Below are 23,679 nucleotides of genomic sequence, written 5' to 3'. Positions count from 1 at the left end.
GGCCCCGCGCGGACACGGCCGCGTCACGCCCCGGAAACAGCGTGTCCCTAATTTCTGTCGCCCGACAGGAAATCGGCGACAGGGGCTGACATGACCGCCACCGCACCAACGGACGTCCGACCGGATGCCACCGGAACCGGCCAGGGTGACCACGTCTCCCTGGCCGGTTTCGGCTACCGCCAGGAGCTGCACCGCTCGATGGGCCGGTACGCCTCGTTCGCGGCCGGATTCTCCTTCATCTCGGTTCTCACGACCGTCTTCCAGTTCTTCGCGTTCGGCTTCTCCTTCGGCGGGGCCGCCTTCTTCTGGACCTGGCCCGCCGTCCTCGCGGGCCAGCTGCTGGTGGCCGCGTGCTTCGCCGAACTCGCCGCCCGCTATCCGCTGTCCGGGGCCGTCTACCAGTGGTCGACCCGGCTGAGCACGCCCGCCTTCGGCTGGTTCGCCGGCTGGATCATGGTGATCGGCCAGATCGTCGTGGTCGCCGCCGCCGCGCTCGCGCTCCAGGTGGTGCTGCCGGCGATCTGGTCCGGGTTCCAGCTGGTGGGCGGGGATCCGGCGCCCGCCACGGCGACGGGCGCCGCCAACGCCGCGCTGCTCGCCGTGGTGCTCCTGGCCCTCACCACGACGGTGAACCTGCTCGACAACAAGGTCATGTCGGCGGTCAACCGGGTGGGGGTGACGGCCGAGATCATCGGGGCCGTGCTCATCCTGGTCCTCCTCCTCACCCACACCGAACGCACCCCGGGCGTCACCCTGCACACCGGCGGGCAGGGCGGCGCGCTCGGGGCGCTGCTGATCGGTTCGTTCACCGCCGCCTACGTCCTGATCGGTTTCGACAGCGCGGGCGAGATGAGTGAGGAGACCCGCTCCCCGCGCCGCACAGCCCCGCGCACGATCCTGCTCGCCCTGGCCTCGGCCGGGGTGCTCGGCGGGCTGCTGGTGCTCGCCGGCATCCTGGCCGCGCCCGACCTGGCCGACGGCCGGCTGGCCACCGAGGGCCTCTCGTACGTGCTGACCAGCAGCCTCGGCGACGGGGTCGGCCGGGCGCTGCTCGCCGATGTGGCGGTGGCCGTGGCGGTGGCCACGCTCGCCATCCAGACGGCCGGTTCCCGGATGCTGTTCTCGATGGCGCGCGACGGGGTGCTGCCCTTCTCGTCCCGGCTCGCGAAGGTCTCCCCGCGCACCGGGATGCCCGCCGCACCCGCCCTGTTCGTCGGGGCGGCGGCCGCGGCGCTCGGGCTGCTCAATCTCGCGTCCCCCGAGGCGTTCCTGGCCATCGGCACCACGTGCATCGCGATGCTCTACCTGGCGTACGCGATGGTCACGGGCCCCATGCTGCTGCGCCGCCTGCGCCGCCTCCCCCTCTCCCCCGCCTCCGGCCCGCTCCACGACGAGACGGGCCGCCCCCTCTTCTCGCTGGGGCGTTGGGGCCTCCCGGTCAACGCGCTGGCCTTCGTCTACGGAGTGGTGATGACGGTCAACCTGGCCTGGCCGCGCGCCGCGGTGTACGACCCGGCGGGCGGGCACTGGTACTTCCAGTGGTTCACGGTGCTCTTCCTGGCGGCCACGGTGGCGCTGGGCGCCCTCTGTCGCGTGTACGCGCGGCGGTCGCCCCTCGTACGCTGACCGGATGATCTCCCTGAGCAGGCAGGACCGGGCGGCGGGTGCGGTGGTCGGGTCGGCGGTCGGCGACGCGCTGGGCGCGCCGTTCGAGTTCGGGCCCGCCGGCGTCTACACGGCCCGCTTCCCGGACGGCGCCGGCACGATGTGCGGCGGTGGCGGCTGGGACCCGGGGGAGGCCACGGACGATACACAGATGGCCGTGCTCGTCGCGGAGTCGTTGCTGGAGCGCGACGGGTTCGACCCGCCCGATGTGTTCGACCGGTTCCGGCGGTGGGCGGCCGGGGAGCCGAAGGACATCGGTCTCCAGACGGAATCCGTCCTGACCAGCGGTGACCCGTGGGACCTCGCGGCGGCGGTCCACTTCCAGATCAACGGCCGGGCGGCGGGCAACGGTTCGCTGATGCGCGCCGCCACCTCGGCCGTGTACTTCGCCGGGCCCGGACAGCCGGACGGGGCCCCGGCCTCCCGGCCCGGGCAGCCGCACGGGGAAGCACTGCCCTGCCGCCCCGGGCAGCCGCACGAGCACGCGCGGTCCGTGACCATGGACGCCGCCCGCCGGATCGCCGCCCTCACCCACGGCGACCGCGCGGCCTGGGAGGGCACCGCCGTGCTGCACGAGCTGATCCGGGTCGCGCTGAACGGGTCCGACCCGCTCGCCGCCGTCCCGGACACGCTGGCCGCCGTCCACCCGGATCACCGGGAGCGCTGGAGCGCCGTCCTCGCACCCGGCTGGCATCCCGGCCGGGCGACGGAGTTCAACGGCGCCGTCTGGCCGTGTCTGGGCACCGCTTTGTGGGCGCTGCGCACGACACGGTCGTACGAGGACGCGCTGGCCGCCGCGATCGACGTGGGCGGCGACACCGACACGGTGGCGGCCGTGACCGGGGCGCTGACCGGTGCGGTGTACGGGTTCGGGGCGATCCCCTCACGCTGGACCGGCCCCCTGCACGTCCCGCTGCCGGGGTACGGGGACCGTGTGCTGCGTACCCCGGACCTGGTCGCTCTGGCCGGACGGCTGGACGGCCGGTGAGCCGATGCGGTTTCTGCCGATATTCGACTGCCTTGAAACTACACATAAGGGATAAATAAGAGCAGAATGGCAGAGCAGGCCGCTTCTCACCCACCGTGTCGGCCAGGCCTGCAGGATCGAAGGAGACGAACTCATGTCAAACGTCTCGCACGCCGGCCACGACATGGCCGGACACCCGGATGTCTCGGAAATGAGCGACCGCTACGACCGGATGATGGGCGGCCGCGATGTCCCGCTCCTGGACGCACCCGTGTTCCTGGTGGGTCTGTACTGCGCCGTATCGCCCTGGGTGCTGCACTTCACGGCCTCCCAGACCTCCCTCGTCACCCACAACCTGATCATGGGTATCGCGATCGCCGTGCTGGGACTGGGCTTCACGGTGACGCCGCAACGGATGTACGGCCTGAGCTGGGCCATCTGCGCCATCGGCGTCTGGATGATCATCTCGCCCTGGGTCGTGGGCAGCAGCCCGGACGTGGGCGTCGTGCTGAACAACGTGATCATCGGAGGCCTGGCCGTCCTGCTGGGGCTGGTCTGCGCGGGCGCGTCCATGAAGAACGGCACCCGGGGCCGCGCCTAGAACCGTTCGCCCCCACAACAGGAAGGACCACCCCACAGCAGGAGGGATCACCCCGTGGGCCGGGCCGCCAGGAAGCGGACCCGGCCGACGACTGCGCCGAAGCGGTCGTGCCGCGCCGGAGCGATCACGCGCGGGGTACGGCGGCCCCCGGTCCCCGCCCCTCCCGATCCGCCCCCACGATCCGCAGCGCCGCGTCCGCCGTCGCCGCCGCGAAGGGTCCCACCGCCCGCTCGGGGCCCGAAAGATGGACCAGGATCACGCCCTCGATGAGCCCGAAGACGAGGTCCGTCCGGAGCCGCGCCTCGTCCGCGCCGAGCGCCGCGCCCGCCCCGGTGGCTGCCACCAGTTCCCCGTACGCGGACCGCAGCGCCGTCCGCACACGGTGGAAGTCCGCGAACCGCTCGGCCCGCACCTCCGGCAGGACGTACAGCGCACCCAGGTTGTAGGGCCCCCCGCACAGCAGCGCCACGTCCGCCCGGCACAGTTCCCACAGCCGGTCCTCGGCCGGCCGCCCCCCGTCCGCGAGCAGCTTCTCGGCGAGGGCGAGCGACGGGGCGACGGTGGACTCCAGGAGCGCCGCGAGCAGGTCCTCCTTGCCCGCCACGTAGTGGTACATCGTCGCCTGGCGCATGCCCGCCCGTTCGGCGACGGCCCGGGTGGTGGTCGCCGCGTACCCCCGGGTGGTGAACAACTCGGCCGCCGCCGCCAGGAGTTCCTCCCGCGCGGAGAGTCCGCTGTCCGGTCGCTGGGTGGCGCGGGGCCGGCCGACCCGGCGGCCCCCGCCGGTATCTGAGGTGCTGGACATGGGCCGATCGTCGCACATCCGCGGCCGCCGCGATCTTGGTGAGCACTCGGTAACTCCCGTGCAACGCAGGGGCAATGGCCACGACTCCACGGCGTTCTAATTTCTGTCGCGCGACAGAAATAAGCGTCGGCACCACGTCGAGCCGGAGGTTGAGCCATGGCCACAGCGACCACACAAGGGGCCCGGGACCACGCACGCGCCCAGGGCGGCTCCCGCACCGGGTCCATGCCGGTGGTGCCCGCGACCGACTGGCCCGGCCCCACCCCCGGCACCCCGGTCTGGGCCGAGACGGTCGCGGGCGGCAACTACACGCACCGCGTGCTGGCGCGCGGCACCGAGCTGCGGCTCACCGACCTCGCGGGCGACGCCTGCGCGCATCTGCTGCTGTACGTGGACGGCCGGCCCTGGGAACGGCTCAACACCGCGGACACCGTGAAGGTCCAGTGGAACGCCTATCCGGGCGCCGGGCGGCTCCTCCTCTCCGATCAGGGGCGGGTCCTCGCCTCGCTGACCGCCGACTCCTCGGGCCGCCACGACGCCCTGTGCGGCACCTCCACCCTGCGGCGGAACACCGAGCGCTACGGCGCCGGCGCCCCCCAGTCCTCCTCCCCCGCGGGCCGGGAGCTGCTGAAGCTCGCCGCGCTGAAGAACGGCCTGGAGCCGCGGGACCTGCCGCCGTCGCTCTCCTTCTTCCAAGGCGTACGGATCCGGGAGGACGGCACCACGGAGTTCACCGGCTCGGCCGGTGCGGGCGCCTCCGTGACGCTGCGCGCCGAGCAGGACCTGACCGTGCTGATCGCGAACGTCCCGCATCCGCTGGACCCCCGCCCCGCCTACACCAGCACGCCGCTGGAGGTGCTGGCCTGGCGCGCACGGCCGACCGCCCCGGGCGACGGGCTGTGGGACGCCACCCCTGAGGGCCGCCGCGCCTTCCTGAACACACTCGACTTCCTCACCGCCCGGGGGCTCGCATGACCACGACCGCCACGGTCCTGTCCACGACCGTCATCCCCGCCCGCGCCGCCTGGTCCACGACCGTCCGGGCGGGTGAGCACCTCACGCTCACGGATCTGCACGGCAACCAGGCGGTGGACTTCCTGGTGTACGACGCCGAGGACACGGCGGTCCGCTACAGCGCGCCCGACACGATCCAGGCCGGGGGCGGCATCTTCCTCACCACCGGCAGCGTGCTGATGTCGAACGAGCACACGCCGCTGATGACGGTCACCGCCGACACCTGCGGCCGGCACGACACGGTCGGCGGCGCCTGCTCCAAGGAGTCCAACACCCTGCGCTACGGCCATCACACCTGGTCGCAGCACGCCTGCGTGGACAACTTCCTCGCGGAGGGCGCCCGGCACGGCCTCGGCAAGCGCGATCTGGTCTCCAACGTCAACTGGTACATGAACGTGCCCGTGGAACAGGACGGCACGCTCGGCATCGTCGACGGAATCTCCGCCCCGGGGCTGAGCCTCACCCTGCGGGCCGAGACGGACGTGCTCGTACTCATCTCCAACTGCCCCCAGATCAACAACCCCTGCAACGGTTTCGACCCCACCGCGGTCGAGGCCACGGTGACCGGGACGGCCCGATGACCTTCGACACGCTGCTGATCGCCAACCGCGGCGAGATCGCCGTCCGCATCATCCGTACGGCCCACCGCCTCGGCCTGCGCACCGTCGCCGTGTTCTCCGACCCGGACCGGTCGGCTCCGCACGTCCGCCTCGCCGACGAGGCGGTACGGCTGGGCCCGGCGCCCGCCAAGGAGTCCTATCTGGACGCCGACCTCGTGCTGAAGGCCGCCAAGGACACCGGCGCCGGAGCCATCCATCCCGGTTACGGATTCCTCTCGGAGGACGCGGAGTTCGCCCGGCGCTGCGAGGACGCGGGGATCGTCTTCGTCGGCCCGACCGCCGCCCAGCTGGAACTCTTCGGCGCCAAGCACACCGCACGCGCCGCGGCCGAGGCGGCGGGCGTGCCGCTCGCCCCCGGGACCGGGCTCCTCCCCGACCTGCCGTCGGCGCTGACCGCGGCGGAGCGCGTCGGCTATCCCGTGATGCTGAAGGCCACGGGCGGCGGCGGCGGAATCGGCATGTCGGCCTGCCGGTCGGCCCTGGAACTCGCCGACGCCTGGGAGCGGGTGCACCGGGTCGCCGCCGCGTCGTTCTCCTCGGCCGGTGTCTTCCTGGAACGCCTGGTGGAGGACGCCCGCCATGTCGAGGTGCAGGTGTTCGGCGACGGGAGAGGCACGGTGGTGACGTTCGGCGACCGCGACTGCTCCCTCCAGCGCCGCAACCAGAAGGTCCTGGAGGAGGCCCCGGCCCCCGGCCTCCCCGCTCCCATCCGCGCCCGACTCACCGACAGCGCACGGGAACTGTGCGCCTCGGTCGGCTACCGCTCGGCCGGAACCGTGGAGTTCGTGTACGACGCCGCACGCGCCGAGGCGTACTTCCTGGAGGTCAACACCCGCCTCCAGGTCGAGCACCCGGTCACCGAGGAGATCCACGGCGTCGACCTCGTCGAGTGGATGCTGCGCCTGGCCCAGGGCGACACCTCGGTCGTACGCCGTCCCGACGAGCCCCGCGGCCACGCCGTGGAAGCCCGGGTCTACGCCGAGGACCCGAGCCGGGACCACCGCCCCGGTGCCGGTCTGCTGACCCGGGTCGACTTTCCCCGGGGCGAGGGGCTGCGGGTGGACGGCTGGATCGAGACGGGCACGGAGGTGACGACGGCGTACGACCCGATGCTGGCCAAGGTCATCGCCCACGGCGCCGACCGCGCCGAGGCCCTGGCCCGGCTGGACGCAGCGCTCGCCGCCACCCGTATCGACGGCATCGAGACCAACCTCGGACTGGTCCGGGCCGCTCTGGCCGACGAGCGGGTCCGCACCGCCACGCACTCCACGGCCACGCTCGCCACGATCGACGACCCGACGCCCCGCATCGAGGTGGTCGCCGGCGGCACCCTCACCACCGTGCAGGACTGGCCGGGCCGCACCGGCTACTGGCAGGTCGGCGTGCCGCCGTCGGGCCCCATGGACGACCTGTCCTTCCGCCTGGGCAACGCGGCCCTCGGCAACGCCCCGGGGGCGCCCGGCCTGGAGTGCACCCTCCAGGGCCCCACCCTCCGCTTCACCCACCCCACGACCGTGTGCGTCACGGGCGCGCCGGCTCCGGTGACCCTCGACGGCTCGCCGGTTCCGCAGTGGGAGCCGCTGACCGTCCCGGCCGGCGCCGCGCTCGCGATCGGATCCCCGGCGGAGCACGGGCTGCGCACCTACGTCCTCTTCGCCGGCGGCGGCCTGGACGTCCCGGAGTTCCTGGGCAGCGCGGCCACGTTCACGCTCGGCGGTTTCGGCGGGCACGGCGGCCGGGCCCTGCGCACGGGCGACGTCCTGCACGGCGGCGGCCGCGCACCCGGGGCCCGCCCCGTGCCCCCGCCCGAGCGGCCCCGCTTCACCGCCGGCTGGCAGATCGCCGCGGCCGAGGGCCCGCACGCGGCGCCCGAGTTCTTCACCGAGGAGGACATCCACGACTTCTACGCGGCGGACTGGAAGGTCCACTTCAACTCGGCCCGCACCGGGGTCCGCCTGATCGGCCCGAAGCCGCGATGGGCCCGGGCGGACGGCGGCGAGGCAGGGCTGCACCCGTCCAACATCCATGACACGCCGTACTCCGTGGGCGCGGTCGACTACACCGGCGACATGCCGGTGCTCCTGGGCCCCGACGGCCCCTCGCTCGGCGGTTTCGTCTGTCCGGCGACGGTGGTGACGGCCGAACGCTGGAAACTGGGCCAGCTGCGCCCAGGCGACACCGTGCGCTTCCTGCCGGTCACGGTGACCGGCGAGCCCCGGCCGGAGATCACCGACGGCGGCATCCTGTACCGCGACGACGTCCTCACCTACCGCCGCAGCGGCGACGACAACGTCCTGGTCGAGTACGGGCCGATGCACCTGGACCTCGCCCTGCGCATGCGCGTCCACGCCCTCATGGAAGCGTTGACGGAGGCGGCCGTTCCCGGCATCACCGGTCTGACGCCGGGCATCCGCTCGCTCCAGATCCAGATGGACCCCGCCGTCCTCGCCCAGAGCGAACTGCTGGACCTGCTGCACCACACCGAGGCCGCTCTGCCGCCCACCGACGCCCTGACCGTCCCCTCCCGAACCGTGCACCTCCCCCTCTCCTGGGACGACCCGGCGACCCGTGAGGCCATCGCCCGCTACATGGCGGGGGTCCGCGACGACGCACCGTGGTGTCCGTGGAACATCGAGTTCATCCGCCGGGTCAACGGCCTGGACTCGGTCGACGACGTCTACCGGACGGTGTTCGACGCGGAGTACCTGGTGATGGGCCTGGGAGACGTGTACCTGGGCGCGCCGGTGGCCACCCCGCTGGACCCGCGCCACCGCCTGGTGACCACCAAGTACAACCCGGCCCGGACGTGGACCGCGGAGAACTCCGTCGGCATCGGCGGCGCGTACCTCTGCGTCTACGGCATGGAGGGCCCGGGCGGCTACCAGTTCGTCGGCCGCACCACCCAGGTCTGGTCGGGCTGGCAGCAACGCGGCGCCTTCGAGCCGGGTTCTCCGTGGCTGCTGCGCTTCTTCGACCGCATCAAGTGGTACCCGGTGGAGGCGGACGAACTTCTGGAGCTGCGCGCGGACATCCTCTCCGGCCGCTTCGTCCCCCGGATCGAGGAGGGCGAGTTCTCGTTTGCCCGGTACGAGGAGTTCCTGGCCCGGAACGCGGAGTCGATCGCCGCGTTCCGTACCCGCCAGGGCGCGGCCTTCGCCGGTGAACGGGACGCGTGGGAGGCCGCCGGCGAGTTCGCCCGGGCCGACGCGGCCGACGCCCCGGCACCGCCCGCAGCCGAGGTGACGGTGCCGCCCGGCGGTTGTCTGATCGAGGCCGAGTTCGCGGCCTCCGTGTGGCAGCTCGACGTGGCCGAGGGCGACACGGTGACGGCCGGTCAGCCGCTGCTGGCACTGGAGGCGATGAAGATGGAGTCCCGGGTGCACGCCCCGGCGGACGGCGTGGTGGAACGCATCCTCACCCGGCCGGGCGCCCAGGTCGAAGCGGGCACCGCTCTGGTCACCCTGGCGCCGCCCACCCGTACGAACCGAGGAGCACACCTCTGATGCCCCGTCCCGCACTGGCCCGGGTCCGCGCCGCGTACGCGCGGATCGAAGCGGTGGACCGCCCGGAGATCTGGATCGGACTGCGCCCGCAGTCCGCCCTGGAGGAGGAGGCCCACGCCCTCGACGCCCGTCTGGCAGCGGGAGAGTTTCTGCCCCTGGCCGGCCGCCTGCTGGCCGTGAAGGGCAACATCGACGTGGCCGGCCTGCCGACCACGGCGGGCTGCCCGTCGTACGCCTACGAACCCGCCGCGGACGCCCCCGTCGTGGCGCGCCTGCGGGCCGCCGGGGCTCTGGTCGTCGGCACGACGAACCTGGACCAGTTCGCCACGGGCCTGGTCGGCACCCGCTCTCCGTACGGCGCGGTCCGCAACGCCCACGACCCGGACCGCGTCAGCGGCGGCTCCAGCTCGGGTTCGGCGGTCGCCGTCGCGCTCGGCGTCGCGGACCTGGCCCTCGGGACGGACACGGCGGGCTCCGGCCGGGTCCCGGCGGCCTTCAACGGCATCGTGGGCCTGAAGCCGACCCGCGGTCTCGTCCCGGCCGACGGCGTGGTCCCCGCCTGCGCGAGCCTGGACTGCGTCACGGTCTTCGCCCGGACCCTCCCCGAGGCGGAGACGGCACTCTCCCTGATGTCCTCGCCCGCCACCCGCCCCGTCCCCGTCCCCGCGCGCGTCCCGGGTCCCTGGCGGATCGCGGTACCCCGCGCCGAACAGCTGGGCGAACTGGACGCCGGCTGGGCCGAGGCCCACGCGTCCGCGGCCGTCCGCCTCCGGGCCGCCGGCGCCGTCCTGCGGCCCGTCGACCTGACGCCGTTCACGGAGGCGGCGGCCATGCTCTACGAGGGTGCGTTCGTCGCGGAGCGCTACACCGCGGTGGGCGCGTTCGTCGACAGCGGCCCCGCCGGCCTGGACCCCACGGTGGCGGGCATCATCAGCGCGGCCCGGGACCTCCCGGCCCACCGGCTGTTCGCGGACCGGGACCGGCTGGCCCGGCTCCGTACGGCGGCCGAGGCCGCACTCGGCGACGCGGACGCGCTCCTGCTCCCCACCACGCCCGGCCACCCCACTCTCGCCGAGGTGGCGGCCGACCCGCTCGGGACGAACGCCCGGCTCGGCCGGTTCACCAACTCCACCAACCTCTTCGACCAGTGCGCGGTGGCCGCGCCCGCGGGCGAGGTGGGGGGCCTGCCGTTCGGCGTGATGCTGATCGGCCCGGCCCACACGGACGAACGCCTGACCCGGATCGCCGCCCTGCTGACCCCGCCCGTCCGCCTCGCGGTCGCCGGCGCCCACCTGACCGGCGAGCCGCTCAACCCCCAGCTCCTGTCCCTGGGCGCCCGCCTGATCCGCACCACGACGACGGCCCCGGTCTACCGCCTGCACGCCCTCAGGACCGCACCGCCCAAGCCGGGCCTGGTCCGCACGGACGAGGCAGGCGCCGCCATCGAAACGGAGATCTGGGAACTCCCCGCCGCGGGCCTCGGCGCCCTCACGGCAGCCCTGCCGCACCCCATGGTGCTGGGCCGGGTGGACCTGTCGGACGGCACAACGGCCGCGGGCTTCCTCTGCGAGCCGTACGCGGTGGAGGGAGCGGAGGACATCACCCGATACGGCGGCTGGCGCGCATACAGATCAAGCCGCGAGGAGGGCGCCCCCACCTTCTAGACAGCTCAGGAACCCTGCGACCCGCGCCCGGCACTCAGCCCTCGGGCACCCACGCACCTCTGGGGCACTTCGCCCCGCCCACGGGCACACGCACCCCCTGGGCCACTCACCCCTCCAGCGGGCACCCCGCCCAGCCCTGGGCCACTTCGCCCCGCCCACGGGCACCCCGCTCAGCCCCTCCGGCGTTTGAGGAGCGGGGTCCGGGGCGGAGCCCCGGTTACGGGAAGGGGCGGGTAGGGGACAGGGCCCGCCGCAGGCGCCCCCCACCCGCAGGCGCGCCGGCCCCCGCCCAAACACCCGCGCCCACCCCCACAGCACGGCACGGCACGGCGCACCGCACCGCCCACCCCAAAACCCGGGGGCTACGCCCCCACCTCACCCCACAGAGCTGTAAGCCACCACGCCCCGCAGCACCTCGTCAACCGCCTTCCGCGCACTGCGCGCCACCGAACTGCCCTCACGCGGCGCCGCCGCCGCTACCTGGCCCAGCACGTCGATGACCTGCTTGCACCACCGCACGAAGTCCCCCGCCGGCATCTCCGCCTCGCGCAGCACCTCGTCCAGCGTCCGGCCGGACGCCCACATGTAGACCGCCCAGGCGAATCCGAGATCGGGTTCGCGCTGTCCGACCCCCTCGGCCTGGTTGATCTTGAAGTCCTCCTCCAGGGCGTCGAGGCGCCCCCAGATGCGGACCATCTCGCCCATCGCGGTCTTCGCCGGACCGGACGGCAGCTTCGGCGCCACCGCGTCATCGGCCTGCCGGGCCTCGTACACCAGCGCCGACACGCACGCCGCGAGCTCCGCGGGGTTGAGGCCTTCCCAGACCCGGGCCCGCAGGCATTCGCTCGCCAGCAGGTCCAGCTCGCCGTACAGCCGGGCCAGCCGCTTCCCGTGCTCGGTGACCTCGCTGCCCCGCAGATAGTCGAGCTCGGTGAGCAGGGCCACGATCCGGTCGAAGGTGCGGGCGATCGTGTTCGTCCGCCCCTCGATGCGTCGCTCCAACTGCTGCGTGTCCCGCTGCAGCCGGTGATACCGCTCGGCCCACCGGGCGTGGTCCTCGCGCTCGTCGCACCCGTGGCAGGGGTGGGCGCGCAGCTCGGCCCGGAGGCGGGCGATCTCGCGGTCGTCGGCGGCGACGGACCGGTCCCGGCGGTGCCGGTCCGGCACGATGTGCCCGGCCTTGGTGCGCAGCGCGGACGCCAGGTCGCGGCGCGACTGCGGCGAGCGCGGGTTGAACGACTTCGGGACCCGCATCCGGTCCAGCGCCTCGACCGGCACCGGGAAGTCGATCGACGCCAGCCGCTTCACCTGGCGCTCCGCCGTCAGCACCAACGGCCGCGGACCGTCGTGGTATTCGAGCCCACGGTGCCCGTGCCCGTTGGTCCGCCCGGCGGGCAGCCCCGGGTCGAGGACGAGCGCGAGACCGGCGAACTTGCCGGTCGGCACATGGATGACGTCACCGGGCTTGAGCTTCTCCAGGGACGCCGCGGCGGCGGCCCGCCGCTGCGAGGCGCCCTGCTTGGCGAGCTCCGTCTCGCGGTCCTTGAGGTCGCGGCGCAGCCGCGCGTACTCCTCGAAGTCGCCGAGGTGGCAGGTCATGCCCTCCCGGTAGCCTTCCAGGCCCTCCTCGTTCTTCTGGACCTGGCGGGAGATCCCGACCACCGAGCGGTCGGCCTGGAACTGGGCGAACGAGGTCTCCAGCAGTTCGCGCGAGCGGTGCCGCCCGAACTGGTGGACCAGGTTGACGGCCATGTTGTACGAGGGCCGGAAGCTGGAGCGCAGCGGATACGTACGCGTGCCCGCGAGTCCGGCCAGCGCGCCCGGGTCCATGCCCCGCTGCCAGAGCACCACGGCGTGGCCCTCGACGTCGATGCCCCGCCGGCCGGCCCGGCCGGTCAGCTGGGTGTACTCGCCGGGGGTGATGTCGGCGTGCTGTTCGCCGTTCCACTTGACGAGCTTCTCCAGGACCACGGAGCGCGCGGGCATGTTGATGCCGAGCGCGAGGGTCTCCGTCGCGAAGACGGCCTTGACGAGCCCGCGGACGAAGAGCTCCTCGACGACCTCCTTGAAGGTCGGCAGCATTCCGGCATGGTGCGCGGCGATGCCCCGCTCCAGGCCTTCGAGCCATTCGTAGTAGCCGAGGACGTGCAGGTCCTCGGTGGGGATGGACGCCGTGCGCTGCTCGACGATCTCCCGCACCAGCCGGCGCTTGTCCTCGTCGTTGAGCCGCAGTCCGGCGTGCAGACACTGCTGCACGGCGGCCTCACAGCCGGCCCGGCTGAAGATGAAGGTGATCGCGGGCAGCAGCCCCTCGGCGTCGAGCCGGTCGATGACCTCGGCCCGCGACGGTGTCCAGATCCGGCTGCGCTCACGCCGCTCGCGCTCGCGGTCCGCCTCGCGCACCATCTTTCCGCGGCGGCGTTCGCGCGGGTTGTATCCGCGCTGGTTCTCCATGCGGGCGAGCCGGACCAGGTCGGGGTTGACCTCCCGGCGCCCGGACCCGCGGCCGCCGTGGTCGCTCTCCTCCTCGAAGAGGTCGTACATCCGGCGGCCGGCCAGCACGTGCTGCCACAGTGGCACGGGCCGGTGCTCGGAGACGATCACCTGGGTGTCGCCCCGGACGGTGTCCAGCCAGTCGCCGAACTCCTCCGCGTTGGACACGGTCGCCGACAGCGACACCAGGGTGACGGATTCGGGGAGGTGGATGATCACTTCCTCCCAGACGGCGCCCCGGAAGCGGTCGGAGAGGTAGTGCACCTCGTCCATCACCACGTGACCGAGTCCGTTGAGCGCCTGGGAGCCCGCGTACAGCATGTTCCGCAGCACCTCGGTGGTCATGACGACCACCGGCGCGTCGGCGTTGACGCTGTTGTCCCCCGTGAGCAGGCCGACCTTCTCCGCGCCGTAGCGCTTGACCAGGTCGGCGAACTTCTGGTTGGACAGGGCCTTGATCGGCGTGGTGTAGAAGCACTTGCGGCCCTGGGCGAGAGCGAGGTGCACGGCGAACTCGCCGACGATGGTCTTGCCCGACCCCGTCGGCGCGGCGACGAGCACGCCCTTGCCGGCCTCCAGCGCCTTGCACGCCTCGATCTGGTAGGGGTCCAGATCGAACTCGTACATCTCGCGGAACGGTCCGAGCGCGGTCGCCTGCTCGGCGGCTCGGATCCGGTAGGCCTGGTATCGCTCAGCTGGTGAGAGGTCCTCTGTCATCTTGTCCACGAGCCTACCCGCCGCCTCTGACAGTGATGCGATCTTTAATTTCCCGCGGGAGGAGCCGCCCCCAGGACCCGGACCGCGCCCGGCACGCAGGTGGCGGTCAGCGGCAGCGCGCCGAGCGGTTCACCGTCCGCGTACGCGGTGACACCGGCTGCCTCCAGCGTGAGGGAGGAGACCCGGTGCACGGTGACGGCGGGATGGGTGAGGTGCGTCCCCTTGTAGACCCTGGGGAACACCTTGAGGAGGGTGGTGCGGCTGCATGCGCCGACGACGGTCACGTCGAAGAGGCCGTCGTCCATGACGGCGTCCGCGCAGATCCGCATGCCGCCGCCGTAGGTCGATCCGTTGCCGACGGCGATGAGCGTCGCCCCGATCTCCCGGAACGGTCCGCCGTCCAGGCTGATGCGGTAGGCGAGGGGCTGGAAGGCGGCGAGCTCGGCGAGGATCGCCAGGTCGTACTTGAACCGGCCGCCGATCCACCGCATCCGGTTGCCGCGGTCGTTGACGCGCGAGTCGAAGCCGGAGGCGAGCACCGACCCGAACCAGCGGTTCCCGACCCGGCCGAGGTCGATCTCGCGGACGGCGCCGCCCTTGAGCGCCTCGGCGGCGAGGCGCCCCGCCGCGGCCGGGTCCCGTATCGGAAGGCCGAGAGCGCGGGCGAAGTCGTTGCCCGTACCGACGGCTACCACTCCGAGCGGGGTCAGGGTCCCGGCGACCGCCTGGAGGGCGAGGGACATCATTCCGTCCCCGCCGACGGCTATCAGCGCGCCCGTCCCCCCGGCCACGGCCTCGCGCGCCCGCCGCAAGGCGTCGTCGGCGTCCTCACCGAGCACCGTACGGACGGAGAATCCGGCGTCCCGCAACGCGGAAGCGGCCGGCTGCGCGGCGTGCGCGCCCCGGCCGCGTCCCGCGGTGGGATTGACGAAAAGGGTGATCTCGCTGGTCACCCGGGGACCCTACAAGGTCAGGTGATGTCGTCGTAACCGTTGAGCCGGCCCGATCGACCGCCGTCCTGTTCGCCGTCCGCCTGTGCGGGCAGCGACGCCGACACGTGCTCCATCTCGCCGATGTCCTCAGGGGTGAGGTCCAGGTCCGAGGCCTCGTCGTCGTCGAGCTCGGCGTCGGGGTTGCTGAGACGCCGCCGCCGGTCGTTGGCGAGGCAGATGCCGAGCGCGATGAAGTAGAGCAGCACGATCGGTGCGGCCAGCGCCACCATCGTCAGCGGGTCGCCCGTCGGGGTGGCGACCGCGGCGAAGACCGTGATGCCCATGATCATCGCGCGCCACCAGGACGCGAGCCGCTTGGCGGTGAGGACGCCGGTGAAGTTCAGCAGGACGAGCAGGAGCGGCAGCTCGAAGGCGAGACCGAACACGATCACCATGCGCGTGACGATGTCGAGATAGTCGTCGACGGGCAGCAGGTTCGTCGTGTTGTCCGGGGTGAAGTCGAGCAGCACCGCCGCGGTCTGCGGCATCAGGATGTACGCCAGCGCGGCTCCCACACAGAACAGCGGCACACCGGCGCCGACGAAGCTCAGCGCGTACTTCTTCTCGTTCCTGTGCAGCCCCGGGGCCAGGAACGCCCAGAGCTGGTAGAGCCAGACGGGGGTGGAGAACACCACGCCCGCCATGAGGGAGACCTTGAGGGCGATGGAGAACGGAGCGACCAGACCGTTCACCGTCATCTCGGCGCACGGGTGACCGTTCGCCTGCTTCTTCTGGCCGTTGGTGCACCCCACCGACTCCAGGATCGGGCGGATCAGGAAGTCGATCAGATCCTGGTAGAAGAAGGCCGTGACCGAGGTGATGACGACGACCGCCACCACCGCGATCAGCAGTCGGTTACGCAACTCACGCAGGTGATCAGCGAGAGGCATCCGCCCCTCGCCGTCCTTCTCCTGCTTGCGGGCGGACTTGAGCAACCCACTTCCCTCGTTTCGTGCGGCAGCTGCCGGAAGAGTCCGTCAGCTATCAGCTCTGGGTGGTGGGCTTCGCTTCGTTCACCGGGCGGGAGCTCGTCACATCGCCGGGGGCGGCCTGGATCGTGCGCGCGGCGGCGGGCTGCTGAGGCGCCTGGTCGGCGAGCGGGTCCGTCGTGGCCACCGGCTCGTCGTCCTTCTTCATCGCCTTGGCCTCGCTCTTGAGGATGCGGGCCGACTTGCCGAGGGAACGGGCCATGTCGGGAAGCTTCTTGGCACCGAACAACAGGAGGATGACAGCGAGGATCAGAACGATCTCGAGAGGTTTCAGATTGCCCATGATGTGCTTCCTTCTCGCTGAGGCGGCTGGAGGTGGGCTCGCTGCCCTGGGGCCGGACACACGTCCGACCATTCGCTGCGAGCGATCGTAACCCGCGGGAGTAAACGCGAGGCAATGCCCATGCATACTTTCGCTAGCGGCCCGCCCCTCCTGCCAGGGGCGTCATCAGCAGCGTACCCCCCGCCCCTGCGAAAAAGGAGGCCGCGCCCTCCGGCGTCGAACGGCCCCGGTCAGCGCAGGGCTTCACCTTGGGCGGCGAGTTTCTCCGCCGCGCGCTCCAGGTCCTCGGCGGCCCGGTTGATGCGCTGAGTGGTGCGTGTCACCTGGTGGCCGAGGCGCTGGGCCTCGATGAAGACCTTGACGGCCAGCACCCCCAGGACGGCGATTCCGAGGAATCCCAGGGCGATGGCGAGCATGGGCCAGAACATGCGCAGTGCCTCGATGTGTCTCGTGTCCGATGGTCCGCGGTGATGCCTCAGGCACCGGTGTGCAGGCGCAGCGTCCGCACGCCGCCGCCCGTGAGGAGTTCCACTATCCGCTCCCCCGCCGGCCGGCGGACGGACGCGTCGCACGCGGGACAGGTGAACGAGTAGAACGTGGTGCGGCGGCTCGCTCCGATCGCGAGCCGGAACTCCCCCGCGGCCAGTTCGAACCGCTCGCGGCACTCCGGGCAGGCGGCCTTGAACCGGAGGGACTCGGGAACGACCGCGGTCGACACCTCGGAAATACCGGATATCACAGACATCTTGCCCATATCTCTCACGTGCCCCCTCACGCCAGGCCGTCGTACGCGGCGAGCGCCGCCCGGGCCGCGGTCCGGGCGCTCCGCGCCAGCTCCGGCGGCGAGACGATGCGCCCCTCCCCGCCGAGCCTGAGCGCCAGCCTGCGCAGGGACGCCGGATCGGGAGTGCGCAGAGTGATCCGCAGGCCGCCGTCGGGCAGTTCCTCGGCGCGGTCGTGCGGGTAGTACTCGGCGACCCAGCGCCCGCCCGGCCCGACCTCGACCACGACCTCCGGGTCCTCGGCCGCGGGCTGGACCAGCCCCTCCGAGAGGTCCCGCAGCTCCAGCTCGGGAGGCGCGGCCGGCTCGTCGAGCAGCCGGATCTCGGCGACCCGGTCCAGGCGGAACGTGCGCCGGTCCTCGGAGGACCGGCACCAGGCCTCCATGTAGGTGTGCCCGACGGCGAACAGCCGGATCGGGTCGACCTCGCGCTCGGTGAGTTCGTCCCGTGCGGGCGAGTAGTAGCGCAGCCAGAGCCGGCGGCGCTCGGAGATCGCCCGGTCCACGTCGGCGAAGACGCCGCCCTCGGACTCGAAGGTTACCGAGAGCCGGGAGCTCGCGGCCCCCACCTCGCCGGCGGCTGCCTCCAGCTTGGCGGTGGCCCGCAGCAGGGCCTGGCGGTCGCTCTCGCGCAGTCCCGGCAGCGTCGCGACGGCGCGGGCGGCGACCAGCAGGGCCGTCGCCTCGTCGGCCGCGAGCCGCAGGGGCTCCGCGACGTCGTCCGGGTTGTGCCACCAGATGCGGTCGCCGTCGGTGTCGATGTCCAGGAGATCGCCGCCGCGGAAGCTCGTCCCGCACATGGGCAGGACGTCGAGGTCCGAGATCAGCTCGTCCTCGCTGATCCCGAAGGCCCGGGCGACGTCCTGGACATGGGCGCCGGGGCGCTCACGCAGGTACGTCACCAGGGAGAGCATCCGGCGGGTCTGGTCGATGGCGTTCGTGGCCATGAATACGGGGTCCCCTCAGTCCTTGGCCACGGCGCGCAGCCGGTCCACCACGTCGGCCCGCAGATCCGCAGGTTCCTGCACGACGACGTCGGGGCCGAACTCGACGAGCCAGGCGTCCAGGCCGTGTCCGTACGGGATCTCCAACTCCTCCCACCCGTCGCCGAGTTCCCGGACCGATATCGCCCGGGCCCGCAGCGGGTAGCCGGAGTCGGCCCGCAGCCTGATGAGCGCGGTGCGCGTCGCCGTCTCGCCCGCCCAGCTCTCGACGGTCTCGCGGACGGTGACCACGTCGGGGACCTCGGCGGTGAAGACACCGGCCCGGGAACGCACCTTGCCCGTGATCCGGGAGAGCCGGAACACGCGCTCGGCTCCCCTCCCCCGGTCCCAGCCGGCCAGGTACCAGTGGCCGCGCCAGCACTCCAGCGTCCACGGCTCGACCTGCCGCTGTTCGGGGCGCGCCGCGTTGCCCTTGCGGTAGTCGAAGGTCACCGGCCGGCGGTCGCGGCAGGCCAGCATCAGCGGCTCGAACGCCGCCTCGTGCACCGGGATGCGGGGTTCGAGGGCGCTGTGCACCTCGTACGCGTCCTCGGCCTCCGGCATGCCCGCTGCCCGCAGCTTCTGCAGGGCTCCGCTGGCCGCTCCGGCCAGCCGGGCCTGCTGCCAGACCTTGGCGGCCAGCCCGAGAGCCGCGGCCTCCTCGGCGTCCAGCGTGATCGGGGGCAGCCGGTTGCTGTCGCGGCGGGCGAGGTAGCCGGTGTCGCCGTCCAGGTTCTCCACGGTCTCGATGACCAGACCGAGCTCGCGCAGATCGTCCTTGTCGCGCTCGAACATCCGGTTGAAGGCGTCGTCGGAACCGGCTTCGAGGTAGGCCTCGATGGAACCGCGCAGCTCGCGCTTGCTGAGCGGGCGCCGGGTCCCCAGCAGACACAGTGCCAGGTTCATCAGCCGCTCGGCCTTGGCAATCGCCATCGACGCCCTTTCTGTTTTGCTCTACGACCGTCGACCGTACCGCCCCGGGGTGTCCGGACAAAAGCTAGTGCCGCGGCAGGCAGACTCAGCCCGCCGCGGCACAAGGGCCCGTGCCTTGCGGCACGGGCCCTCGGAGCGCACAGGCGCCGGATCAGACGCCCATCAGGTCGCAGACGAAGATCAGCGTCTCGCCCGGGGCGATCGCGCCGCCGCCGGCGCCGCGGTCACCGTAGGCGAGGTGCGCGGGGATGGTCAGCTGGCGACGGCCGCCGACCTTCATGCCCTGCACGCCCTGGTCCCAGCCCTTGATGACCTGGCCGGCGCCGAGCTGGAACTGGAGCGGAGTGCCGCGGTTCCAGGAGGAGTCGAACTCCTCGCCGGTGGAGAAGGCCACGCCCACGTAGTGGACGGAGACGGTCTGGCCCGCCTTGGCCTCCGCGCCCTCGCCTTCCCAGATCTCCTTGATCTCCAGGTCGGCCGGCGGCTCGCCACCCGGGAAGTCGATCTCGGGCTTCTCGATGCTCACTGACTTGCTCCTCTAAATGATGAACTGGGCAACCGGGACAGTCTTACATCTTCGTCAGGATGTCCACGGCGAAGACCAGCGTGGAGTTCGCCGGGACGGACTGCTGTGCCTTGTCGCCGAGACCCTGGTCCGGCGGGACGACGAGCAGCACACGGCTGCCGATCTTCTTGCCGATCAGGCCGTTCTTCAGCCCCTTGAGGGTGACCTGGGCGAGCGGGAAGGAGGCGGTCTTGCCCGTGGCGTAGGTGTCGTCGAACACCTTGCCGTCCTTCCACAGCTTGGCCACGTAGTTCACCACGACCGTGTCGGTCTCCTTGACGACCTCGCCCTTGGACTCCAGGACGTAGTTCGAGACCAGCTTCTTGGGCGGAGCGACCTTGCTGGGGATCGTGACGGTCGGCGCCTTGCCGTCCGTGTTCGTTCCCACCTTCGGCAGGTCGGCGTCGTCCTGGGCGACCGACGTGCCCTTGGCGGACGCCGGGATCTGCTTCGCCTTCAGGATGTCGACCACGAAGACGAGCGTGGCGTTCGGCTTGATGTCGCCCTGGCCCTGCGCGCCGTAACCGAGGTCCGGCGGAATGACGAGCTGGACCCTGCTGCCGACCTTCTGACCGGCCAGACCCTTGTCCCAGCCCTGGATGACCATGCCGGCGCCGAGCGTGAGATCGAACGGCTGCTTGCGGTCGAAGCTGTTGTCGAACGGCTTGTCGGAGTCCCAGGCCTGCCCCAGGTAGTTGACCTGGATCGCGTCCCCGTTCTTGAGCGTGGCGCCGTCGCCCTCACTGATGACCTTGGTCTTCAGCTCCTTGGGCGGCGTGCCCGTGCCCTTGGCCAGGGTGGGCTTCTCGCCGAACTTCGCTCCCGCGGTGATGGCGGGGAACCCGCCCTTCGTGGGGGCGGTCGCGGAGGTGGAAGCGGAGTCGGAGCCCTTGTCGTCGCTGCCGCACGCCGCTGACACCAGCAGCAGGGGGACGACGAGAAGGCCGGCAATTCGGCGCACTGGTTCCTCAGATCTCAGACGGCACTTTGGTTGGCACGCACCCCAGGGGGCTCCCCGACACTCTAGGGCCTCTCGTTTCCGACCATGCCGGGCTCGCGCGGCCCGGTGTCCGATCCAGCCCGGTCCGGAGGGAGGACCCCGGGCGTGCGCAGGGCCCCGTACGAGGAACGTACGGGGCCCGAGTCGCGCGAGGGCCGAGGCGCGTCCTGCGCCGGCTCACATACCCGCGATCAGCTTCTCCACCCGGTCGTCGACGGACCGGAACGGGTCCTTGCACAACACCGTGCGCTGCGCCTGGTCGTTGAGCTTGAGATGGACCCAGTCGACGGTGAAGTCCCGCCGCTGCTCCTGGGCCCGCCGGATGAAGTCGCCCCGCAGGCGTGCCCTGGTCGTCTGCGGGGGCACCGACTTGCCCTCGAAGATCTTCAGGTCGTTGCAGATGCGGGCGGCCTGGCCCTTGCGTTCCAGCAGGTAGTACAGGCCTCGGCGGCGGTGGATGTCGTGGTAGGCGAGGTCTATCTGCGCGACCCGCGGATTCGACATGGTCATGTTGTGCTTGGCCCGGTACCGCTCGATGAGCTTGTACTTCATGACCCAGTCGATCTCGGTGCCGATCCGGTCGAGGTCCTCGGCCTCGATCGCGTCGAGCGTACGGCCCCACAGTTCGAGGACCTTCTCGACGTTGCCCGTGCGGATGCCGCGGCGGTCCACGAAGTCCACGGCCTTCTCGTAGTACTCGCGCTGCACCTCTATGGCGGATGCCTCACGGCCGCTGGCGAGGCGGACCTTGCGCTGCCCCGTGATGTCGTGGCTGACCTCGCGGATCGCCCGGATCGGGTTCTCCAGGGTCAGATCCCGCATCACCGTGCCGGCCTCGATCATGCGGAGCACCAGGTCGGTCGCGCCGACCTTGAGCAGCATGGTCGTCTCGGACATGTTGGAGTCACCGACGATGACGTGGAGGCGGCGGTAGCGCTCCGCGTCCGCGTGCGGTTCGTCGCGGGTGTTGATGATCGGGCGGGAACGCGTCGTCGCGGAGCTGACGCCCTCCCAGATGTGCTCGGCACGCTGGCTGACGCAGTAGACGGCGCCCCGCGGGGTCTGCAGCACCTTGCCGGCGCCGCAGATCAGCTGTCTCGTGACGAGGAAGGGAATGAGGATGTCCGCGAGCCGGGAGAATTCTCCGTGCCGGGCCACGAGGTAGTTCTCGTGGCAGCCGTAGGAGTTTCCCGCCGAGTCGGTGTTGTTCTTGAAGAGATAGACGTCGCCCGCGATTCCCTCCTCGTGCAGGCGGCGTTCGGCGTCGACAAGCAGGCCTTCGAGAATGCGCTCGCCGGCCTTGTCGTGGGTGACCAGTTCGGTCAGGTTGTCGCATTCGGGGGTTGCATATTCCGGATGCGATCCCACGTCGAGGTAGAGGCGGGCGCCGTTCCGCAGAAAGACATTGCTGCTGCGGCCCCATGACACAACACGGCGGAAGAGGTAGCGCGCCACTTCATCAGGAGACAGTCGGCGCTGTCCCCTGAACGTGCACGTGACGCCGTACTCGTTCTCCAGCCCGAAAATGCGGCGGTCCATGACTGAACATTACGCCTGATGGCCCGAGCTGAAACCGGGTTCGACGGCACCGTTTCGATCATTTTCGATCCTCGCACCACGAGAGCGCTGAACCCGGGAGCTGCGAGGTCCTTTCCGGCGGCCCGCGGAACGGGCGGCGTCACCACTCCACCGGCCCCGGGGACCGGGGTCTCGCGACGCCACGTCACGGGGGGGGCGGACGCCCGGGAGGGTTCCCCTCAGCCGTGGTGTTCCGGGCTCAGGCCCGGCTCGACGGCGCCGTCGCGGTCGTCCCGCGGACCGCTCACCGCGACAGCCCCGCGGCCGGGAGCCGCCAGGACCTTTCCGGTGGCCAGCAGAACGAGCAGCGCGGCCCCTCCGCCGGCCGCCGCGACGGCGAAACTCCACGCGGTCCCGCCGAGTTCCACTGCCGGTCCCGCCACCGCCGTGCCCGCCGCCGCGCCCACCCCGAACGTCGTCACGAGCCAGGAGAACGCCTCGGTCACCGTCCCCCGGGGGGCGTGCCGGTCGACGACGATGAACGAGCAGGCGATGGCCGGGGCGAGGAACACCCCGGCGACGGCCGCCAGCACCGTCATCGCCACCACACCCGGCGTCAGCATCAGCGGCAGGTACCCCAGCGCCAGCAGCGCCACGATCACCCGGAGCCTTCGCTCGGGCGGCCCGGCCCACTGCCGTGCCCCGTACACCGTGCCGCCGACCAGCGCGCCCAGCCCGAGAGCGGCCATCAGCCATCCGTAGACGGACTCCTGGCCGTGGTCGTCGGCGTAGGCGACGCCCGCCACGGTGATGGATCCCAGGGCCAGTCCGACGAAGAAGAAGGAGCCGAGCAGCGCCAGCAGTCCGGGCGAGCGCAGCGCCCCCAGCCAGTGGGCCTCGCGCGGAGCGGAGCGCCAGGTCCTGGACGGCTCCGACAGGACGACGGACAGCGCCCCCAGGACGCCGATGGCGTTGATGACGAGCAACGCGGCGGCCGGCGACCAGAGGGAGACCAGCACCGTCACCAGCAGCGGTCCGACCGTGAACATCACTTCCTGCGCGACCGCGTCCATGGCGTACGCGCGGTGTACCCGGTCCTCGCCGCCGAGGACGCTCGGCCACAGCGCCCGCAGGCCGCCTTCCAGGGGCGGGGTGGCCACTCCGGCGACGGCCACCGCCGCATAGGCGAGCGGCAGCGACCCGAATCCGGCCAGGGCGAGCAGGACCATGCCGAGGGCCGACAGCACGGCCGCGGGCAGCTGGACGCGTGGCTGGCCGTAGAGGTCGACGGCGCGGCCCAGCAGCGGCTGTCCGACCGCCGTGCCCAGTCCGTACACGGCGGCGAGCGCGCCCGCGAGGGCGTAGCTGCCTCCCTCCGCGCGGGTGAACAGCACGATCGCGATGGGCGCGGTGCCGTTCGGCAGCCGTCCCACCAGGGTTCCCGCCAGCAGCCGGGCGGCATGCCGCGCCCGGAGGATGTCCAGATATCCCGCGGCCATGTCCCGCCCTCTCCTCGGAGCGCCCTTCCGGCCACCCAGGTTTTACGTATAACTTCCAGGTTCATACGTACCATGAGCCCAGTCCGC

The 23,679-nt window shown here is 71.9% G+C and carries 20 protein-coding genes; 7 read left to right on the top strand and 13 right to left on the bottom strand.

Annotation, left to right across the window (positions count from 1 at the left end; all coding sequences use genetic code 11):
- The first annotated feature begins 90 nt into the window (after nucleotides 1-90).
- The 3 genes from E6R60_RS32075 (at nucleotide 91) to E6R60_RS32065 (ending at nucleotide 3,233) form a co-directional block, all read left to right on the top strand.
- Nucleotides 91-1,626 carry an amino acid permease gene (locus E6R60_RS32075; protein ID WP_136330218.1) on the top strand — a complete coding sequence of 512 codons (1,536 nt, stop codon included), beginning with the start codon at nucleotides 91-93 and terminating at the stop codon, nucleotides 1,624-1,626.
- A gap of 4 nt (nucleotides 1,627-1,630) precedes the next feature.
- A complete protein-coding gene (locus tag E6R60_RS32070) occupies nucleotides 1,631-2,653 on the top strand; it encodes an ADP-ribosylglycohydrolase family protein (protein ID WP_136330217.1) in 1,023 nt (340 codons plus the stop codon).
- Nucleotides 2,654-2,786: 133 nt separating this feature from the next.
- On the top strand, nucleotides 2,787-3,233 hold the full coding sequence (locus E6R60_RS32065; protein WP_206309570.1) for an SPW repeat protein: 447 nt from the start codon (nucleotides 2,787-2,789) through the stop codon (nucleotides 3,231-3,233).
- Nucleotides 3,234-3,357: 124 nt separating this feature from the next.
- Here E6R60_RS32065 and E6R60_RS32060 read toward each other — a convergent pair whose 3' ends face one another.
- Nucleotides 3,358-4,038: a TetR/AcrR family transcriptional regulator gene (locus E6R60_RS32060; RefSeq protein ID WP_136330216.1), complete on the bottom strand. Its 681-nt coding sequence runs from the start codon at nucleotides 4,036-4,038 to the stop codon at nucleotides 3,358-3,360.
- A gap of 156 nt (nucleotides 4,039-4,194) precedes the next feature.
- On the opposite strand from E6R60_RS32060, the gene E6R60_RS32055 reads away from it, so the two are divergent.
- Genes E6R60_RS32055 through atzF form a run of 4 tightly spaced genes read left to right on the top strand, consistent with a single transcriptional unit; the run spans nucleotide 4,195 to nucleotide 10,839 of the window.
- Entirely contained in the window at nucleotides 4,195-5,013 is an 819-nt protein-coding gene (locus tag E6R60_RS32055; RefSeq protein WP_136330215.1) for an urea amidolyase associated protein UAAP1, read from the top strand.
- On the top strand, nucleotides 5,010-5,633 hold the full coding sequence (locus E6R60_RS32050) for an urea amidolyase associated protein UAAP2 (protein WP_136330214.1): 624 nt from the start codon (nucleotides 5,010-5,012) through the stop codon (nucleotides 5,631-5,633). Before E6R60_RS32055 ends, E6R60_RS32050 begins: the two co-directional genes overlap by 4 nt.
- Entirely contained in the window at nucleotides 5,630-9,175 is a 3,546-nt protein-coding gene (locus E6R60_RS32045) for a 5-oxoprolinase/urea amidolyase family protein (RefSeq protein WP_136330213.1), read from the top strand. Before E6R60_RS32050 ends, E6R60_RS32045 begins: the two co-directional genes overlap by 4 nt.
- On the top strand, nucleotides 9,175-10,839 hold the full coding sequence (gene atzF / locus E6R60_RS32040) for an allophanate hydrolase (protein ID WP_136330212.1): 1,665 nt from the start codon (nucleotides 9,175-9,177) through the stop codon (nucleotides 10,837-10,839). The genes E6R60_RS32045 and atzF overlap by 1 nt, the downstream gene beginning before the upstream one ends.
- 375 nt (nucleotides 10,840-11,214) lie before the next feature.
- Here the strand turns inward: atzF and E6R60_RS32030 are convergent, their stop codons facing one another.
- From E6R60_RS32030 to E6R60_RS31975, 12 genes are all read right to left on the bottom strand, one after another.
- Complete coding sequence (locus tag E6R60_RS32030) at nucleotides 11,215-14,049, bottom strand: DEAD/DEAH box helicase (protein ID WP_136330242.1); 2,835 nt, start codon at nucleotides 14,047-14,049, stop codon at nucleotides 11,215-11,217.
- A 44-nt stretch (nucleotides 14,050-14,093) separates the two neighbouring features.
- Nucleotides 14,094-15,002, bottom strand: a complete 909-nt coding sequence (locus tag E6R60_RS32025) for a diacylglycerol kinase (RefSeq protein ID WP_136330210.1) — start codon at nucleotides 15,000-15,002, stop codon at nucleotides 14,094-14,096.
- Nucleotides 15,003-15,019: 17 nt separating this feature from the next.
- Nucleotides 15,020-15,976 (bottom strand): twin-arginine translocase subunit TatC, encoded by a 957-nt coding sequence (gene tatC / locus E6R60_RS32020; RefSeq protein WP_136330209.1) that lies wholly within the window; start codon nucleotides 15,974-15,976, stop codon nucleotides 15,020-15,022.
- Between the two features lie 49 nt (nucleotides 15,977-16,025).
- The gene (gene tatA / locus E6R60_RS32015) at nucleotides 16,026-16,316 is read right to left on the bottom strand and encodes a Sec-independent protein translocase subunit TatA (protein WP_136330241.1); all 291 of its coding nucleotides are present in this window, start codon (nucleotides 16,314-16,316) and stop codon (nucleotides 16,026-16,028) included.
- Between the two features lie 227 nt (nucleotides 16,317-16,543).
- Entirely contained in the window at nucleotides 16,544-16,741 is a 198-nt protein-coding gene (locus E6R60_RS32010; RefSeq protein ID WP_136330208.1) for a hypothetical protein, read from the bottom strand.
- Nucleotides 16,742-16,788: 47 nt separating this feature from the next.
- A complete protein-coding gene (locus E6R60_RS32005; RefSeq protein WP_240802766.1) occupies nucleotides 16,789-17,058 on the bottom strand; it encodes a CpXC domain-containing protein in 270 nt (89 codons plus the stop codon).
- A 26-nt stretch (nucleotides 17,059-17,084) separates the two neighbouring features.
- Nucleotides 17,085-18,041: a WYL domain-containing protein gene (locus E6R60_RS32000; protein WP_136330206.1), complete on the bottom strand. Its 957-nt coding sequence runs from the start codon at nucleotides 18,039-18,041 to the stop codon at nucleotides 17,085-17,087.
- Nucleotides 18,042-18,056: 15 nt separating this feature from the next.
- Nucleotides 18,057-19,010, bottom strand: a complete 954-nt coding sequence (locus E6R60_RS31995) for a WYL domain-containing protein (protein WP_136330205.1) — start codon at nucleotides 19,008-19,010, stop codon at nucleotides 18,057-18,059.
- 151 nt (nucleotides 19,011-19,161) lie between these two features.
- Entirely contained in the window at nucleotides 19,162-19,536 is a 375-nt protein-coding gene (locus E6R60_RS31990) for an FKBP-type peptidyl-prolyl cis-trans isomerase (RefSeq protein ID WP_136330204.1), read from the bottom strand.
- Between the two features lie 43 nt (nucleotides 19,537-19,579).
- The gene (locus tag E6R60_RS31985) at nucleotides 19,580-20,536 is read right to left on the bottom strand and encodes an FKBP-type peptidyl-prolyl cis-trans isomerase (RefSeq protein WP_136330203.1); all 957 of its coding nucleotides are present in this window, start codon (nucleotides 20,534-20,536) and stop codon (nucleotides 19,580-19,582) included.
- A gap of 216 nt (nucleotides 20,537-20,752) precedes the next feature.
- Nucleotides 20,753-22,114: a Pup--protein ligase gene (gene pafA / locus E6R60_RS31980; protein ID WP_123468669.1), complete on the bottom strand. Its 1,362-nt coding sequence runs from the start codon at nucleotides 22,112-22,114 to the stop codon at nucleotides 20,753-20,755.
- Nucleotides 22,115-22,332: 218 nt separating this feature from the next.
- Complete coding sequence (locus E6R60_RS31975; RefSeq protein ID WP_136330202.1) at nucleotides 22,333-23,592, bottom strand: MFS transporter; 1,260 nt, start codon at nucleotides 23,590-23,592, stop codon at nucleotides 22,333-22,335.
- Nucleotides 23,593-23,679: the final 87 nt, after the last annotated feature.

It is taken from the genome of Streptomyces sp. A0642 (genome assembly GCF_004795105.1).
Lineage (GTDB): Bacteria > Actinomycetota > Actinomycetes > Streptomycetales > Streptomycetaceae > Streptomyces.
This window is presented reverse-complemented; position numbering and strand designations above follow the sequence as displayed.